We start from the raw sequence: 17,564 nt of genomic DNA, 5'->3' as shown, positions 1-17,564 counted from the left end.
ATGAGTGCGACGTTGGCCGGCCGGTTGGCCCGCTGGCCCGCATTCCGCTATGACGTGACGGTCCGGCTCAGCCTGTGGGCCAGTGTGCTGACCGTCGCGGTGCTGTTCGGTTGGGGCGCCTGGGAGCGGCGCTGGATCGCCGACGACGGGCTGATCGTCTTGCGGACCGTCCGAAATCTGTTGGCGGGCAACGGCCCGGTATTCAACGAGGGCGAGCGCGTCGAGGCGAACACCTCGACCATCTGGACCTACCTCGTCTACCTCGGCGGCTGGATCGGCGGCCCGGTGCGCCTGGAGTATGTGGCGTTGGTGTTCGCCCTCGCACTGAGCGTGCTCGGGGTGGTTTTCCTCATGCTGGGGGCGGGTCGGCTGTACGCGCCGAGCTTGCAAGGCCGCCGCGCACTGCTTGTTCCCGCCGGCGCGTTGGTCTACATCGCCGTGCCACCGGCCCGCGACTTCGCCACATCCGGTCTCGAAAACGGTTTGGTGCTCGCGTATCTGGGCTTGCTGTGGTGGATGATGGTCTGCTGGTCGCAGGCGTTGCGGGCCCAACCGGTGGCGCAACCATTACCGCCGAGGGGCGGTCCACCGACGATCCGCAGAGCGCCCGCCGCGGCGCTGCCGGCGGCGGCGCCGACGCAGAATGCAGTGAGCGGATTGTTCGATGGGGCACTGGCTTTCGTTGCTGGACTCAGCGTGCTCGTGCGCCCGGAGCTGGCGCTGATCGGCGGCGTCGCACTGGTCATGATGCTGGTTGCGGCGCGTGGCTGGCATCGTCGATTGCTGATCGTCGCCGCTGGCGGCCTTGTTCCCGTCGTCTACGAGATCTTCCGAATGGGCTACTACGGCTTGCTGTTTCCCGGCACCGCGCTGGCGAAGGACGCTTCGGGATCGAAGTGGGCACAGGGCTTCGTCTATCTGGCCAACTTCAACCATCCCTACCTGCTGTGGGCCCCGGCGATCCTGCTCGCAGGGCTGGCGGCGATGGCCCTGATCACTCACGGCCGGCCCTGGCGGATCCGCCGGGGCACTCAACGCGGATACGGCTGGGTGGCCCGCAGGGTGCAAAGCCCTTCCGCAGTAGTACTTTTCATGGTCGCAAGCGGGTTGCTTCAGGCGATCTACTGGATTCGTCAGGGCGGCGACTTCATGCACGGCCGCGTCTTGTTGACGCCGCTGTTCTGCCTTCTGGCGCCCGTCGCGGTCATTCCTGTCGTGCTGCCCGACGAGACGCGCATGCCACGCGGCGCCGGCTACTTGTTCACCGGCGCAACGGGTGTCCTGTGGCTGGCGGTGGCGGGTTGGGCACTGTGGGCGGCGAACTCGCCGGGGATGGGTTCGGACGCCACGCGTGTCACGTACTCCGGCATCGTCGACGAGCGGCGGTTCTACTCCCAGGCCACCGGCAATGCGCACCCGGTGACCGCCGCCGACTATCTCGACTATCCAAGAATGCGCGCGGTGCTTGTCGCGTTGAACAACACACCCGACGGCGCACTGCTGCTGCCATCTGGCAACTACGACCAATGGGATGTGGTTCCCGCGGTACCGCCGCCGCCCGACATGCCTCCAAATGAGCGCAAGGACTACAAAGGTCCTCACACAGTGTTTTTCACCAACCTCGGCATGCTCGGTATGAATGTCGGCTTGGACGTGCGGGTGATCGACCAGATCGGCCTGGCAAACCCGTTGGCGCAGCACACGGCTCGCCTGGTAGACGGTCGTATCGGCCATGACAAGAACCTGTTCCCCGACTGGGCGGTTGCTGAAGGGCCGTTCCTGAAGATCCCGCCGTTCATCCCGGCTTACCTCGATCAGGACTGGATCGCACAGGCCGAGGCGGCACTGAAGTGCCCTGCGACCGACGCGATGCTGACCTCCGTTCGCGGCCCGATGGGACCGCGGCGGTTCCTGTCAAACCTGCTGCATGCGTACCAATTCACGAAATATCGAATCGATCGGGTGCCGCTCTACGAGCTGGTTCGCTGCGGAATAGAGGTTCCCCCGCCGACGGCTGCGCCCTACACCGGCATGCCGGCAACGGGACCCTAACCCCCGCGATTTGTTCGCTGGGCGGGTTTCTTGAGAGTTTGGTAACGCCGCAGCCATGTTGGCGCGATAGCCATTCCAGAACTCGCCGTTCATACGGCGACGGACATATGAACGGACGGTAAGTGCAACAGATGCCCAGGCCATCGGTTGTCAACGCTGCGCAAATTTGGCTCCGCCGCACGCTTGTGGCGGCTGTCGCTGCGTTGACGCTGCCCGGCCTGGCGGCCGTCGCCGGCCAAGCGCCGAACGCCCATGCGTTCTCCCGCGAGGGTCTGCCCGTCGAGTACCTGGACGTGTACTCCAATGCGATGGGTCGCAACGTTCGCGTGCAGTTCCAGCCCGGAGGCGCGGCGGCGCCGACATCGAGCCCCGGAGGCGCAGCGGCGCCGACATCGAGCCCCGGAGGCGCGGCGGCGCCGACATCCAACTCAAGTGGATCAAAGGCTGTCTACTTACTCGACGGGATGCGCGCCCAGGACGACTACAGCGGCTGGGACATCAACACGCCCGCGTTCGAGTGGTTCTACCAATCCGGAATCTCGGTAGTGATGCCCGTCGGCGGCCAGTCCAGCTTCTACACCGACTGGTACTCGCCGTCGAGCTTCAACAAGCAGCCTTACACCTATAAGTGGGAAACCTTCCTCACGCAGGAACTTCCGGCATGGCTGGCCGCGAACAAGCAGATCTCGACGACCGGCAACGGCGTCGTCGGCCTGTCGATGTCGGGCGGCGCCGCTCTGATCCTCTCGGCCTACCACCCGGCACAGTTCAAATACGCGGCGTCGTTGTCGGGCTTCCTGAACCCGTCGGCGCTGTTCATGCAGCAGGCGATCCGCGTCGCGATGCTGGACGCCGGCAGCTACAACGTCGACAACATGTGGGGCCCGCCGTGGGACCAGGCATGGAAGCGCAACGACCCGATCAAGCAGGTCGGCAAGATCGTCGCCAACGGCACGCGGCTGTGGATCTACTGTGCGCCCGGCGGCGGCACGGAGCTCGACTCGGGTGCCGACCCCGATCAGGCGTTCAACGCCAACAGTCTCGAGGGCATGGCGATCAAGAGCAACAAGGATTTCCAAGAGGCCTACGCCAAGGCCGGCGGCACCAACGCCACCTTCGTATTTCCGCCGGCGGGTAACCACGCGTGGCCTTACTGGGGCCAGCAGTTGAACGCGCTGAAGCCAGACCTGATCGCGACTCTGAACGGATGAGGGACGACCTGGGAGGACACAGTATGAAGAGAGAGATGACGTGAAGATGTGGTTGACTACACGGGCACGCAGCAGGTCTGCAGTGCGGCATTCAACAGATGGGATAGGTAGAGGCATGACTTTCGTTGGGAAGATGCGCGGCGCCTGGGCGCGCCGGCTCACGGTCGCAGCCATAGTGGCCGCCGTGTTGCCCGCCCTGGTCGGCGTCGTCGGAGGCTCGGCGACTGCAGGGGCTTTCTCTCGTCCGGGCCTGCCGGTGGAGTACCTGATGGTGCCGTCCGCTGGCATGGGCAAAGACATCAAGGTCCAGTTTCAAAACGGTGGCGCCAACGCCCCGGGCGTCTACCTGCTTGACGGCCTTCGCGCCCAGGACGACTTCAACGGCTGGGACATCAACACCTCGGCGTTCGAGTGGTATCTCGACTCCGGCCTCGCGGTGATCATGCCCGTCGGCGGCCAGTCCAGCTTCTACAGCGACTGGTACAAGCCGGCTTGCGGCAAGGCAGGGTGCTCGACCTACAAGTGGGAGACGTTCATCAGCCAGGAGCTGCCGGCTTACCTGGCCGCCAACAAGGGCGTCGACCCCAACCGCAACGCGGCGGTCGGCCTGTCCATGGCCGGTTCAGCAGCGCTCATCATGGCGATCTACCACCCGAACCAGTTCCAATACGCGGCTTCGCTGTCGGGCTTCCTGAACCTTTCCGAGGGCTGGTGGCCGATGCTGGTGAACATATCGATGGGCGACGCCGGCGGCTACAAGGCTGACGACATGTGGGGCAAGACCGAAGACCCGAACAGCGCGTGGAAGCGCAACGACCCGATGGTCAACATGGCTCAGCTGGTGGCCAATGGCACCCGCATCTGGATCTACTGCGGTGACGGCAAGCCATCCGAGCTGGACACAGGCATGAGTTCAGGCAACCTGTTCAACGCAAAGTTCCTCGAAGGCTTCACGCTGCGGACGAACAAGACGTTCCAGGAGCAGTACATCGCCGCGGGCGGCAAGAACGGCGTGTTCAACTTCCCGGCCAACGGCACGCACCAGTGGAACTACTGGGGTAGCCAGTTGCAGCAGATGAAGCCTGACATCCAGCGGGTGCTCGGCGCTTCCGCGCAACCGTCCACACCGGTGGCGACTGCGGCCAGCACCACCGGCGGCTAAGCGGCATTCGATCAATGTTGACGGCGGCGATCCTCTCGGGGGTCGCCGCCGTCAGCCATTTCTGGAGCGGCCCGTCGCGCCAGTGTGGTTCACTACCTTCCGGCGGGGACTAGGCAAGCGACGTGAGGTGGGTAGATGCGTGGGTTCTTACGATCGATCTTGACCGTGGTGCTGGCCGCAGGATTGTGGTCGGCGGCGCCGATCACCGCCAGAGCCGCCGGCGTCGAGTATCTGATGGTGCCGTCGGCGGCGATGGGCCGGGATATTCCGGTCGCGTTTCAGGGCGGCGGCCCGCACGCCGTGGTTCTGCTCGACGCGTTCAACGCCGCACCTGACGTCAGTAATTGGGTGACGGCGGGCAACGCGATGAACACGCTCGCGGGCAAGGGCATCTCGGTGGCCGCGCCGGCGAGCGGCGCGTGGAGCCTCTACACCGACTGGGAGCAGGACGGCAGCAAGCAGTGGGAGACGTTCCTGTCCCAAGAGCTGCCGGACTGGCTGGCGGCCAACAAGGGCCTGGCGCCCGGCGGGCACGGCATCGTCGGGGCGGCCCAGGGCGGCACCGGCGCGCTGACGATGGCGACGTTTCATCCCGACCGCTACCGCTACGCCGGCTCGCTGTCCGGCTTCTTGACACCGTCCAACACGACGGTCAACGGCGCGATCACCGCCGGCCTGGCGCAGTTCGGCGGGGTGGATACTCGCAACATGTGGGGGCTGCCACAGCTGGGCCGCTGGAAGTGGCATGACCCCGACGTGCACGTGCAGTTGTTGGCCGACAACAACACCCGGTTGTGGGTGTTTTCCCCGGCGACCCTGGGGTGCAGCGATCCCGCCGCGATGATCGGCTACTGCGATCAGGCCCAGGGCAGCAACCGGGCGTTCTATCAGCACTACCGCGCCGTCGGCGGCCACAACGGCCACTTCGACTTCCCCGATGGCCCGCAACACGACTGGGGCAGCTGGTCAGGACAGCTGGCGGCAATGTCGGGTGACCTCGCCGCCGCCATTAAGTAGCCGCACCGCGGTATTCGCCAGCCGGGGGCAGGCTTTTTCAGCCGGTACCTTGGAGGGGTGCAGCACGCGGTACGGCGAACAGTCGGTCTGGCAAAGCGGCCGGCGACCTCGTTGTTGGTAGCTTCCGCCGCGGCTCTGCTGACTGGATGTTCGGTCGCGAACAACGTGATGGCCTCCGTCGGATTGCCCACATCGGAGACCGCGCCCGCACACGGGCAGGCAGGTGCGCATCCCCCTGGGCCGCCGCAGCCGGGCGGGGAGTCCAACGCCCTGATCGTGACCGGACAGCAGCGGGTTTACCTCGATGCGCTCAAGGCGGCCGGCATAAAACCGTCGAGCGACCTGCTGGCGCTGAGCATCGGCTCCTACGTGTGCCAGGCGCGGGCGGCCAAGCAGAGCGATCAGGCGGTGTGGGATTTCGTGGTGCCGCTGGTGCGCAACGACGTACGCGACGCGAAGATGAGCTCGAGCGCTCCGTCGACGGGTGAAGTCAACAGCACGACCGCCGACTACATTCGCATCGCAACTGAACGACTCTGCTAGCAGGAGACCATGCCTAAGACCAATCGGCGGAAACGCCACCGCATCCTCGCGCTCGTCGCAGCCGGGGCGATGGCCCTCGTCGTCGTGTTGATCGTGGCGATCGTGATCGTCGTGCTGCGACGGCCGGAGACCCCGCCGAGCGCCGTGCCGCCCACCGCGGCGCCCCCGACGGCTGTGCCGCCGACGGGTAAGAAGCCGCGCCCGGAGTTTCAGGACGCCAGTTGTCCGGACGTGCAGATGATCTCGATCCCCGGTACGTGGGAGTCCTCACCGACCGACGACCCCTACAACCCGACTCAGTTCCCGATCGCGCTGATGCTCAACGTCACCAACCCGATACGGGCCCAGTTCGGCAACGACCGGCTGGAGATCTACACCGTGCCGTACACCGCGCAGTTCCACAATCCGCTGTCGGCCGACACGCAGATGTCCTACAACGACAGCCGCGCCGAGGGCACCAGGGCCGCGGTAAAGGCGATGACGGATATGAACAACCGCTGTCCCCTGACCAGTTATGTATTGGCCGGCTTCTCGCAGGGGGCGGTCATTGCAGGTGACTTGGCCAGCGACATCGGCAACGGCCGCGGGCCGGTCGACGAGGATCTGGTGCTCGGTGTGACGTTGATCGCCGACGGCCGTCGCCAGGACAACGTCGGACGGGACATCGGACCCAATCCCGACGGCCAGGGTGCCGAGATCACGCTGCAGGAGGTGCCGACACTGTCGGCGCTTGGCCTGACGATGTCGGGGCCGCGGCCGGGTGGATTCGGCATGCTCAACGACCGCACCAATGAGATCTGTGCGGCGGGCGATCTGATCTGCGCGGCGCCTGAGTCCGCGTTCAACATCACGCAGTTGCCGCGGACGCTGGAAGTGCTCAGCGGCGGTGCCGGTCAACCGGTGCACGCCTTGTACAACACTCCGCAGTTCTGGAATCTGGATGGTCATACCTCGACGCAGTGGACACTGGGCTGGGCGCAGAATCTGATTGATAACGCTCCGCATCCAAAACATGGCTGACACGTGACCCGCACCGATTTGGCCTGCGACATGCGGTCGCCTAACATTAAGAAAAAACTAAGAGTGGTGGCTGAAGTCTGACCGAAACGCGCTGGTCAGAAGGCTTAACGGCGGTGAACGCCGACTCCCCGGTACGATCGCCGGGGTTTGGGTTCGCGCGTTTAGAGGCCGCGGCGTCCCGGCGGTTACCACTGCGAATCGGCTTCGAGCGACTGTGGCTTCGACAGGAGAGTGAGAATGGGCTTTCATAACCCGTTCCTGAAGGACGGACTGATCAAGTTCCCCGACAACGGAAGCGTGGTCAAGCACGTCGAGAAGTGGGCCAAGGTTCGTGGCGACAAGCTCGCCTACCGGTTCCTCGACTTCTCCGTTGAACGCGACGGCGTGGCGCGCGACCTGCACTGGGCCGACTTCGGCGCCCGCAACCGTGCGGTCGCCGCCCGGCTGCAGCAGGTCACCGAGCCCGGTGACCGGGTGGCCATCCTCAGCCCGCAGAACCTCAACTACCTTGTCGCGTTCTTCGGCACGCTGTACTCGGGTCGGATCGCCGTGCCCCTGTTCGACCCCTCGGAACCCGGACACGTCGGGCGCCTGCACGCCGTGCTCGACGACTGCCAGCCGTCGGCCATTCTGACCACCACCGAGGGCGCCGAGGGCGTGCGGAAGTTCTTCCGCAGCAGGCCCGCCAAGGAGCGGCCCCGCATCATCGCCGTCGACGCGGTACCCGACGAGGTCGGCGCGACGTGGGAGCAGATGGACGTCCAGCACGACACGATCGCCTACCTGCAGTACACCTCCGGGTCGACGCGCATCCCCACCGGCGTGCAGATCACCCACCTCAACCTCGCGACCAACGTCGTGCAGGTCATCGAGGCGCTCGACGGCGAGGAGGGCGACCGCGGGTGCTGCTGGCTGCCGTTCTTCCACGACATGGGCCTGATCACGGCGCTTCTGGCACCGATGATCGGCCACTACTTCACATTCATGACCCCGGCTGCCTTCGTCCGTAGGCCCAACCGGTGGCTGCGTGAGATGTCGGCCCGGCCCGACGACACCGGCGGCGTCATCTCCGTGGCGCCGAACTTCGCGTTCGACCATGCCGCCGCGCGCGGACTCCCCAAAGACGACGAGCCGCCACTGGACCTGAGCAAGGTGAAGTGCATCCTGAACGGCAGTGAGCCCATCTCGGCCGCCACCGTGCGCAGGTTCAACGAGGCCTTCAGCCCGTACGGGTTCAAGCCGCAGGCCATCAAGCCGTCCTACGGGTTGGCCGAGGCGACGCTGTTCGTGTCCACGACTCCCATGGGCGATCACCCCCGGATCGTGTCCGTCGATCGCGATGCCCTGAACTCCGGCACCTTCGTCGAGGTGCCCGATGACGCTCGCACGGCCGTCGCACAGGCAGGTGCAGGCAAGGTCGGCGTCGCCGAGTGGGCCGTCATCGTCGATGCGGAATCCGCATCGGAGCTGCCCGACGGGCAGATCGGCGAGGTCTGGATCAGCGGCCAGAACATGGGCACCGGTTACTGGGGCAAGCCCGACGAGACGGTCGAGACGTTCCAGAACATCCTGAAGTCGCGGGCCAACCCGTCGCACGCCGAGGGCGCCACCGACGATGCGACCTGGGTGCGCACCGGAGACCTGGGTGCCTACCACGACGGCGAGCTGTTCATCACCGGCCGCACCAAGGACTTGGTGATCATCGATGGTCGCAATCACTACCCTCAGGACATCGAGTACTCGGCGCAAGAGTCGACCAAGGCGTTGCGGGTCGGCTATGTCGCGGCCTTCTCGGTGCCGGCAAACCAGCTGCCCGAAGAGGTCTTTGAGAACGCGCACTCCGGTCTCAAGCGCGATCCCGACGACAGCTCCGAGCAGTTGGTGATCGTCGGCGAGCGCGCACCTGGTGCGCACAAACTCGACATGGGGCCGATCGCCGACGACATTCGCGCCGCGATTGCGGTGCGCCACGGTGTGACGGTGCGCGACGTGCTCCTCACGGCCGCCGGTGCCATCCCGCGCACCTCCAGCGGCAAGATCGGTCGCCGCGCCTGCCGCGCCGCCTACCTGGATGGCAGCCTGCGCAGCGGCAAGGTCGCGAACGATTTCCCCGACGAGACGGACTAACTGCTGACTGAACCGAGAAGACCAGCGGACGACGGGCGCGTGGTCCATCGAAGGTGGCGTGAAAATGACTGATAGACAAGACGATTCCCAACCCGCCGGTGAGTTCGAGCCGGACATCCAGCTCGCGCCGGGAGATATCGAACCAGCGCCCCAGCCAGATGTCGCCGCCAAAGCGGCTCCGGCTCGCACGGACATGACCGTCGCCGAGATGCGCGAATGGCTGCGCAACTGGATCGCCGACGCCACCGGCCAGCCCGCCGACGCGATCAACGAGTCCACGCCGATGGTCGAGTTGGGTCTCTCGTCACGTGACGCGGTCGCGATGGGCAGCGACATCGAGGACCTCACCGGTGTCACGCTGACCGCAACGGTCGTATTCCGTCATCCGACCATCGAGTCGCTGGCCACTGTCATCGTCGAGGGCGAGCCCGAGGTCGACATGTCCGACAGCGGCGAGGACTGGTCGCGCGAGGTTGATGAGGACATCGCGAACATAGCCATTGTGGGCATCGCGACCCGGTTCCCCGGTGACATGAACACCGCCGACGAGACGTGGCAGGCACTGCTCGAGGGCCGCAGCGGGATCTCCGATCTGCCCGAGGGCCGCTGGGAGGAGTTCCTCTGCGAGCCGCGCATAGCGGAGCGGGTCGCCAAGGCGCGTACCCGCGGTGGCTACCTTTCCGACATCAAGGGTTTCGACGCCGAGTTCTTCGCACTGTCGAAAATGGAAGCCGACAACATCGATCCGCAGCAGCGGATGGCGCTCGAATTGACGTGGGAAGCGCTCGAACACGCCCGCATCCCGGCGTCGAGCCTGCGTGGCGAGCGGGTCGGCGTCTACATCGGGTCGTCGAACAACGACTATCAGTTCCTGGCCGTGTCCGACCCGACGGTGGCCCACCCGTACGCAATCACCGGCACAACGAGTTCGATCATCGCCAACCGGGTGTCCTACTTCTATGACTTCCGCGGCCCGTCGATGGCCATCGACACCGCGTGCTCGAGCTCGCTGGTCGCCGCGCACCAGGGTGTGGCTGCGCTGCGGGCCGGCGAGGCCGACGTGGCGGTGGTCGGCGGCGTCAACGCGCTGATCACCCCCCTGGTGACCATCGGTTTCGACGAGGTCGGCGGCGTGCTCGCGCCGGACGGCCTGATCAAGTCGTTCTCCCAGGACGCCGACGGCTATGCGCGCTCCGAGGGCGGCGGCATGATCGTGCTGAAGCGGGTCGCCGACGCCCGGCGCGACGGCGACGAGATCCTCGCCGTCATCGCCGGCAGCGCGGTGAACCACGACGGCAGGTCCAACGGCATGTTGGCGCCCAATCCCGACGCGCAGGCCGAGGTGCTGCGCCAGGCGTACAAGAATGCCGGCATCAACCCACGCGACGTCGACTACATCGAGGCGCACGGCACCGGCACCATCCTCGGTGACCCGATCGAGGCCGACGCGCTCGGTCGGGTGGTCGGCAGGGGCCGCCCCGTCGACAAGCCGGCGCTACTCGGCGCAGTGAAATCCAATGTGGGACACCTGGAATCGGCTGCGGGCGCGGCGAGCCTGGCCAAAATTGCGTTGGCGCTTCGCAACGACAAGATCCCGGCGTCCATCAACTACGCCGGGCCCAACCCCTATATCGACTTCGAGGCGGTGCGACTGAAGGTCGCCGACACCGTCACCGATTGGCCCCGCTACAGCGGTCACGCCATCGCCGGTGTGTCCGGCTTCGGCTTCGGCGGCGCGAACGCACACATGGTGCTGCGTGAGGTGTTGCCGTCGGATCTCGCCCCGCCAGAACCGGAACCGGAAGTCGAAAAGGGCGGGCAGGCTGATCATTCAGCGGCCGACGCCGTTTACGTCGGCGGCGTGCGGATGGACGAGTACGGCGAGTTCATCGACGCGGAAGAAGACGAACCGGGACACGTCGCGGTGGAGGACGAGCCGGAACTGCCCGGCCTGACCGACGAGGCGCTACGGCTGCTCGAGATCGCTCGCGAAGAGCTCGAGGCGTCCGAACAGTCCACTCCGATTGTCCCGCTGGCTGTTTCGGGATTCTTGACGTCGCGTAAGAAGTCCACAGCCGCCGAGCTGGCCGACTGGATCGACAGCCCGGAAGGCCGCGCGTCGTCACTGGAGTCGATAGGCCGCTCACTGTCGCGCCGCAACCATGGCCGCTCGCGCGCTGTGGTGCTGGCCCACGACCACGACGAGGCGATCAAGGGCCTGCGGGCGCTGGCGGACGGCAAGCAGAACCCCAACGTGTTCACCGCCGACGGACCGGTCACCAACGGGCCCGTCTGGGTGCTGGCCGGTTTCGGCGCGCAGCATCGCAAGATGGCCAAGAGCCTGTATCTGCGCAACGAGGTCTTCGCCGAGTGGATCAACAAGGTCGACGCACTGGTGCAGGACGAGCGCGGCTACTCGATCGTCGAGCTGATCCTCGACGACTCGCAGGACTACGGCATCGAGACGACCCAGATCACGATCTTCGGAATCCAGATCGCACTCGGTGAACTGCTCAAGCACCACGGCGCGAAACCCGCTGCGGTGGTTGGCCAGTCGCTTGGTGAGGCCGCCGCGGCGTACTTCGCCGGCGGACTGTCGCTGGAAGACGCCACGCGCACTATCTGCTCACGCTCGCATCTGATGGGTGAGGGCGAAGCCATGCTGTTCGGGGAGTACATCAGGCTGATGGCTTTGGTGGAATACTCCGCCGACGAGATCGAGACGGTGTTCTCGGACTTCAAGGATCTCGAAGTCTGCGTGTACGCCGCGCCGACGCAGACGGTGATCGGCGGCCCGCCCGAGCAGGTCGACGCGATCATCGACCGCGCCGAATCGGAGGGGAAGTTCGCCCGTAAGTTCCAGACCAAGGGCGCAAGCCACACCTCGCAAATGGACCCGCTGCTCGGAGAGCTGGCGGCCGAGCTGCAGGGGATCGAGCCGCATCCGCTGACCATCGGGTACTTCTCGACGGTGCACGAGGGCGGCTACATCCGGCCGGGTGGTGAACCTATTCACGACGTGGACTACTGGAAGAAGGGTCTGCGGCACAGCGTCTACTTCACCCACGGCATCCGCAACGCCGTCGACAACGGTCACACCACTTTCCTTGAGCTGGCACCGAATCCGGTTGCGCTGATGCAGGTCGGCCTGACCACGGCGGCGGCCGGTCTGCACGATGCGCAGTTGATCGCCACACTGGCGCGCAAGCAGGACGAAGTCGATTCGATGACCACGGCGATGGCGCAGCTGTACGTCTACGGTCACGATCTGGACTTCCGCACACTGTTTGGTGCCGGCGAGTTCGCGAACATCCCGCCGACCCGCTTCCGCCGCAAGCCGCACTGGCTGGAGGCGCGGTTCACCGGCGACAGCTCGGTGATGATGCCGGGCAACCACGTCGCCACCCCGGACGGCAGGCACGTGTGGGAGTACGCCCCGAAGGGCCAGGCGGACCTCGGCGCACTGGTGAAAGCCGCTGCGGCACAGGTCCTTCCGGAAGCCAAGCTGACGGCATTCGAGCAGCGCGCCGTACCGGGCGAGGGTGCGCGGCTGATCACGACGCTGACGCGCCACCCGGGCGGTGCGACCGTTCAGGTGCATGCCCGCATCGACGAGTCCTTCACGTTGGTCTACGACGCGATCGTCAGCCGTGACGGTGCAGTCGCCGCACTGCCCACTGCTGTCGGCGCAGGGGTTGTGATCACCCAGGAACTGGTCGAAGACGACGCTTCGCCCGATGTCGCCGCCGAAGCGGCTCCAGGGATTCTGCAGGACAACCTGGCCCAGGGCGCCAATCTCGGTGCAGGCTTCGCCAAGTGGTCTCCGGATTCGGAGACGGTTCACGACCGGCTGGCCGCGATCGTCGGCGGTGCGATGGGCTACGAGCCCGAGGACCTTCCGTGGGAGGTGCCGCTGATCGAACTCGGCCTCGACTCGCTGATGGCGGTGCGGATCAAGAATCGCGTCGAATACGACTTCGACCTCCCGCCGATCCAGCTGACGGCCGTGCGTGACGCGAACCTGTATGCCGTCGAGAAGCTGATCGAGTACGCGATCGAGCATCGCGACGAGGTCAGCGAGCTCGCCGAGCACCAGCAGACGCTGACGCCCGAGGAGATTGCCGCCGAGCAGGCGGAGCTGATGGGCGGCGCGACGACGGTGGCCGAGCTCGAGGAAGCGCTAACCAGTGCGGGCATCGCTGCCGTTGCCGATGTCGCGGCCACCGCCGCTCCGGAAACCGACATCCCACCGCCCCCGACCGATCCGAGTGGGCCGAGCATCCCGCCGCCTCCGACGGATCCGTCCGGTCCGCCCAAGTCGGCCGCCGCTGCCGCAGCCGCGAAAGTGCTTACCCAAGAGGCTGTTACGGAGGCGCTGGGCGCCGACGTGCCGCCGCGTGAGGCGTCCGAGCGCGTGACGTTCGCGACGTGGGCGATCGTCACCGGCAGGTCGCCGGGCGGCATCTTCAACGAACTGCCGAAGATCGACGACGAGGCCGCCGAGAAGCTGGCGCAGCGGCTGTCGGAGCGTGCGGAAGGCACCATCACCGCCGACGACGTCAAGTCCGCGAAGACCATCGAGGAGCTCGCCACCACCGTGCGCGAGTACCTCGAGGCCGGCAAGCTCGACGGCTTCGTCCGGATCCTGCGCGCGCCGTCAAACGACCCAGCAGGGGCGTCGAAAATTCCGGTCTTCGTGTTCCACCCAGCAGGTGGGTCGACAGTGGTCTACGAACCGCTGATCAAACGGCTGCCTGCGGACACTCCGGTGTACGGGATCGAACGGGTCGAAGGCTCCGTCGAGGAGCGCGCCGCGGAGTACGTGCCGAAGCTGCTCGAAATGCAGGGCAACGGGCCGTTCATCCTGACCGGTTGGTCGCTTGGCGGCGCGCTGGCGTACGCCTGCGCGGTCGGGCTCAAGCAGGCCGGTGCCGATGTGCGGTTCGTCGGTCTGATCGATACCGTGCGCGCGGGCGAAGAAATCCCGCAGACCAAGGAGGAAACCCGCGCGCGCTGGGACCGCTACGCTCGCTTCGCCGAGCGCACGTTCAACGTCGAGATCCCCGCGATCCCGTACGAGCAGCTCGAGGAACTCGACGACGATGGCCAGGTCAAGTTCGTGCTCGACATCGTCAAGGAGAGCGGCGTGCAGATCCCCGGTGGGATCATCGAGCACCAGCGCACGTCCTACCTCGACAATCGGGCGCTGGAGACCGTCGAGATCAAGCCGTACGACGGCCCCGTCACGCTGTACATGGCCGACCGCTACCACGACGACGCGATCGTCTTCGAGCCGCGATACGCCATTCGTCAACCTGACGGTGGCTGGGGCGAGTTCGTGTCCGAGCTGGAGGTCATTCCGATCGGGGGCGAGCACATCCAAGCCATCGACGAGCCGTACATTGCGAAGGTCGGCGCACATATGAGCGAGGCCATCAACCGGATCGAGTCCGAGGAGAAGCAGGCCAAGTGACCACCAAGACCACCGCGGCACTGCTGGCCGAACTGCGCGAGAAACTTGAGCTGGCCAAGGAACCCGGTGGTGAGAAGGCCGCCGCCAAGCGCGACAAGAAGGGCATCCCGAGCCCCCGCGCCCGTATCCATGCGCTGCTCGACCCCGGCAGCTTCTTCGAGATCGGTGCGCTGGCCCGTACGCCCGGCGACCCGAACGCGCTGTACGGCGACGGCGTGGTGACCGGTCACGGCACCATCGACGGAAGGCCGGTGGGCGTATTCAGCCACGACCAAACCGTTTTCGGCGGGTCGGTCGGTGAGATGTTCGGCCGCAAGGTGTCTCGTTTGATGGAGTGGGTTGCGATGGTGGGCTGCCCCATCATCGGTATCAACGACTCGGGTGGTGCGCGCATCCAGGACCTGGCCACTTCGCTGGCGTGGTATGCCGAGCTGGGCCGCCGACACGAGCTGCTCTCCGGGCTCGTTCCGCAGATCTCCATCATTCTCGGTAAATGCGCTGGGGGAGCGGTGTATTCGCCGATCCAAACCGATCTGATCGTCGCGGTCCGCGACCAGGGCTACATGTTCGTCACCGGACCCGACGTGATCAAGGACGTCACCGGCGAGGAAGTCACGCTCGATGAGCTGGGCGGCGCTGACGCGCAAGCGAAGTACGGCAACATTCACCAGGTTGTCGATTCCGAGAAGGACGCCTTCCAGTACGTCCGCGACTACTTGGGCTTCCTGCCGTCGAACACCTTTGACGACACGCCCGTCGTCAACCCCGGCCTCGAGCCCGAGATCACCCCCCACGATCTCGAGTTGGATTCGATCGTGCCGGATTCCGACAACACGGCCTACGACATGCACGAGATCCTGCTGCGGATCTTCGACGACGGGGATTTCCTCGACGTCGCCGCCCAGGCCGGGCAGGCCATCATCACCGGCTATGCCCGCGTCGACGGTCGGCCGGTCGGGGTGGTCGCCAACCAGCCGATGCACATGTCGGGTGCGATCGACAACGAAGCCTCGGACAAGGCCGCGCGGTTCGTCCGGTTCTGCGACTCGTTCAACATCCCCTTGGTTTTCGTCGTCGACACCCCGGGTTTCCTGCCAGGCGTCGAGCAGGAGAAGAACGGCATCATCAAGCGCGGCGGTCGGTTCCTGTACTCCGTCGTCGAGGCCGACGTGCCGAAAGTGACGCTCACCGTGCGTAAGTCCTACGGTGGCGCATATGCCGTGATGGGCTCGAAGCAGCTGACCGCCGACTTCAACTTCCTGTGGCCGACTGCGCGCATCGCGGTGATCGGCGCCGAGGGCGCCGCGCAGCTGATCGTGAAACGCTTCCCCGACCCGAATGCACCTGAGGTGCAAGAGATTCGGCGTAACTTCATCGAGGGGTACAACCGCGATATGGCGACGCCCTACGTCGCCGCCGAGCGTGGATATGTCGACGCGGTGATCGAACCGCATCAGACCCGCCTGCACCTTCGCAAGGCGATGCGGCTGCTGCGCGACAAGCAGATTCAGCGCGTGGCACGCAAACACGGCCTGATTCCGATCTAAGCCGCGGAATTCGAGGATGCGCACATGCCGTTAGCGGACGGGCAGGTGATCGCTGGGTACACCATCCTGCGATCGCTCGGTGCTGGCGGGATGGGTGAGGTGTATCTGGCACAGCATCCGAGGTTGCCGCGACGCGATGCGCTCAAGGTGCTCTCGGCGACGGTGTGCGCCGACAGCGAGTACCGCGAGCGGTTCAAGCGTGAGGCCGATATCGCGGCCACACTGTGGCACCCACACATCGTCGAAGTCCATGACCGCGGTGAAGTCGACGGCCGGCTGTGGATCTCGATGGATTACGTCGAAGGAACCGACGCCGCCCGGCTGCTGGCCGAGCGCTATCCCGACGGGATGCCGCCCGACGAGGTGGTGCGGATCGTTACGGCCGTTGCCGAAGCCCTCGACTACGCACACTCAAGCAATCTGACGCATCGCGACGTCAAGCCCGCGAACATCCTGCTGGCAAACCCCGATACTGAGCATGAGCGAATCATGCTGGCCGACTTCGGGATTGCGCGAAGGGGCGATGACACGAGCAACCTGACCGGCACGAACATGACGGTCGGTACAGTCGCCTACGCAGCTCCGGAGCAGCTGCGAGGCGAGGGCATCGACGGGCGCGCCGACCAGTACGCGCTCGCGGCCACTGCATATCAGCTGCTGACAGGAACACCGCCCTTTCAGCACTCCAATCCCGCGGTGGTGATCAGTCAGCATCTAACGGCGCAGCCACCGCCGATCGGAGCACGTCGCCCCGAATTGTCCGGTCTTGGACCGGTTTTCGACAAGGCACTTGCCAAGTTGCCGCAGGACCGCTACGACCGCTGCATCGACTTCGGCCGGGCGCTGGCGCACCGCATCGGCACACCCGAACTACCCGACGCGGTCGACGCGACCATGCTGGCCCCCGCTGCGACCGGACCGCGGCATTCGAGGGGACAGCCGAAGTCGAGGCGGCGAATCGTCTTTCCGGCGGCAATCGCATTGGTGGTGATCGCCGTCGCCGCAGTCGCTTTCGTGGTTTTCGACCGGACCCGCGGCCATCGGGCGGAGGCGCTGCCACGCCCAACGTCAACCTCTGCGGCGGCGCCGCCGGGGGGCGTGACACTGCCGGTCGTGGCGGTCGGTGCGAACTGCGCGACGTTGGGCGCGGCGGGTATCACCGCAGCCGGCGCGCCCGCCTACTGTGCGCACCTTCCGACGACAAACGCGACGGTCTGGTCGTTATATCCCGGCGAAATCTCGAGTCCGACGGTCACTGCGGGCCCGAATGACGAGGTGTACCCGTCGGAGACCGAGTCACCCGTTCTGGTCTGCATGGAACAGACGGGCCAAAGTCGCCTCGACTGCCACGACGACATCCTCCAGGGCAACGCGACGGCTACCGCCACGCCGCCGTCTTAGCGCGAGCAGAC

General features: G+C 65.9%; 10 protein-coding genes. All 10 read left to right on the top strand.

Translation table 11 applies throughout. The annotated features are described in order from the left end of the window. The 10 genes from zomB to VJV41_RS01390 all read left to right on the top strand — a co-directional run bounded on the left by zomB (position 1) and on the right by VJV41_RS01390 (position 17,553). A complete protein-coding gene (gene zomB, locus VJV41_RS01435; protein ID WP_325330344.1) occupies positions 1-2,052 on the top strand; it encodes a flagellar motor control protein ZomB in 2,052 nt (683 codons plus the stop codon). Between the two features lie 131 nt (positions 2,053-2,183). Continuing rightward, positions 2,184-3,263, top strand: a complete 1,080-nt coding sequence (locus tag VJV41_RS01430; protein WP_325330342.1) for an alpha/beta hydrolase family protein — start codon at positions 2,184-2,186, stop codon at positions 3,261-3,263. Between the two features lie 115 nt (positions 3,264-3,378). Beyond that, the gene (locus tag VJV41_RS01425; protein WP_325330340.1) at positions 3,379-4,425 is read left to right on the top strand and encodes an alpha/beta hydrolase family protein; all 1,047 of its coding nucleotides are present in this window, start codon (positions 3,379-3,381) and stop codon (positions 4,423-4,425) included. 135 nt (positions 4,426-4,560) lie between these two features. After that, positions 4,561-5,442, top strand: coding sequence for an alpha/beta hydrolase family protein (locus VJV41_RS01420; protein WP_325330338.1), 882 nt, complete (start codon positions 4,561-4,563; stop codon positions 5,440-5,442). A 168-nt stretch (positions 5,443-5,610) separates the two neighbouring features. Further along, complete coding sequence (locus VJV41_RS01415) at positions 5,611-5,985, top strand: DUF732 domain-containing protein (protein ID WP_414684849.1); 375 nt, start codon at positions 5,611-5,613, stop codon at positions 5,983-5,985. 9 nt (positions 5,986-5,994) lie between these two features. Next, positions 5,995-7,005 (top strand): cutinase family protein, encoded by a 1,011-nt coding sequence (locus VJV41_RS01410; protein WP_325330334.1) that lies wholly within the window; start codon positions 5,995-5,997, stop codon positions 7,003-7,005. Between the two features lie 237 nt (positions 7,006-7,242). Next, positions 7,243-9,132, top strand: a complete 1,890-nt coding sequence (fadD32, locus tag VJV41_RS01405; RefSeq protein WP_325330332.1) for a long-chain-fatty-acid--AMP ligase FadD32 — start codon at positions 7,243-7,245, stop codon at positions 9,130-9,132. Positions 9,133-9,325: 193 nt separating this feature from the next. Then, entirely contained in the window at positions 9,326-14,605 is a 5,280-nt protein-coding gene (pks13, locus tag VJV41_RS01400) for a polyketide synthase Pks13 (RefSeq protein ID WP_325330410.1), read from the top strand. Beyond that, positions 14,602-16,152: an acyl-CoA carboxylase subunit beta gene (locus VJV41_RS01395; protein ID WP_325330330.1), complete on the top strand. Its 1,551-nt coding sequence runs from the start codon at positions 14,602-14,604 to the stop codon at positions 16,150-16,152. Before pks13 ends, VJV41_RS01395 begins: the two co-directional genes overlap by 4 nt. A gap of 24 nt (positions 16,153-16,176) precedes the next feature. Then, positions 16,177-17,553, top strand: coding sequence for a serine/threonine-protein kinase (locus tag VJV41_RS01390; protein ID WP_325330328.1), 1,377 nt, complete (start codon positions 16,177-16,179; stop codon positions 17,551-17,553). Positions 17,554-17,564 lie beyond the last annotated feature (11 nt).

The organism is Mycobacterium sp. (assembly GCF_035274705.1).
In the GTDB taxonomy this organism is placed as follows: Bacteria; Actinomycetota; Actinomycetes; order Mycobacteriales; family Mycobacteriaceae; genus Mycobacterium.
The sequence above is the reverse complement of the archived record's forward strand: the minus strand, read 5'-3'. Positions and strand labels throughout refer to the sequence as shown.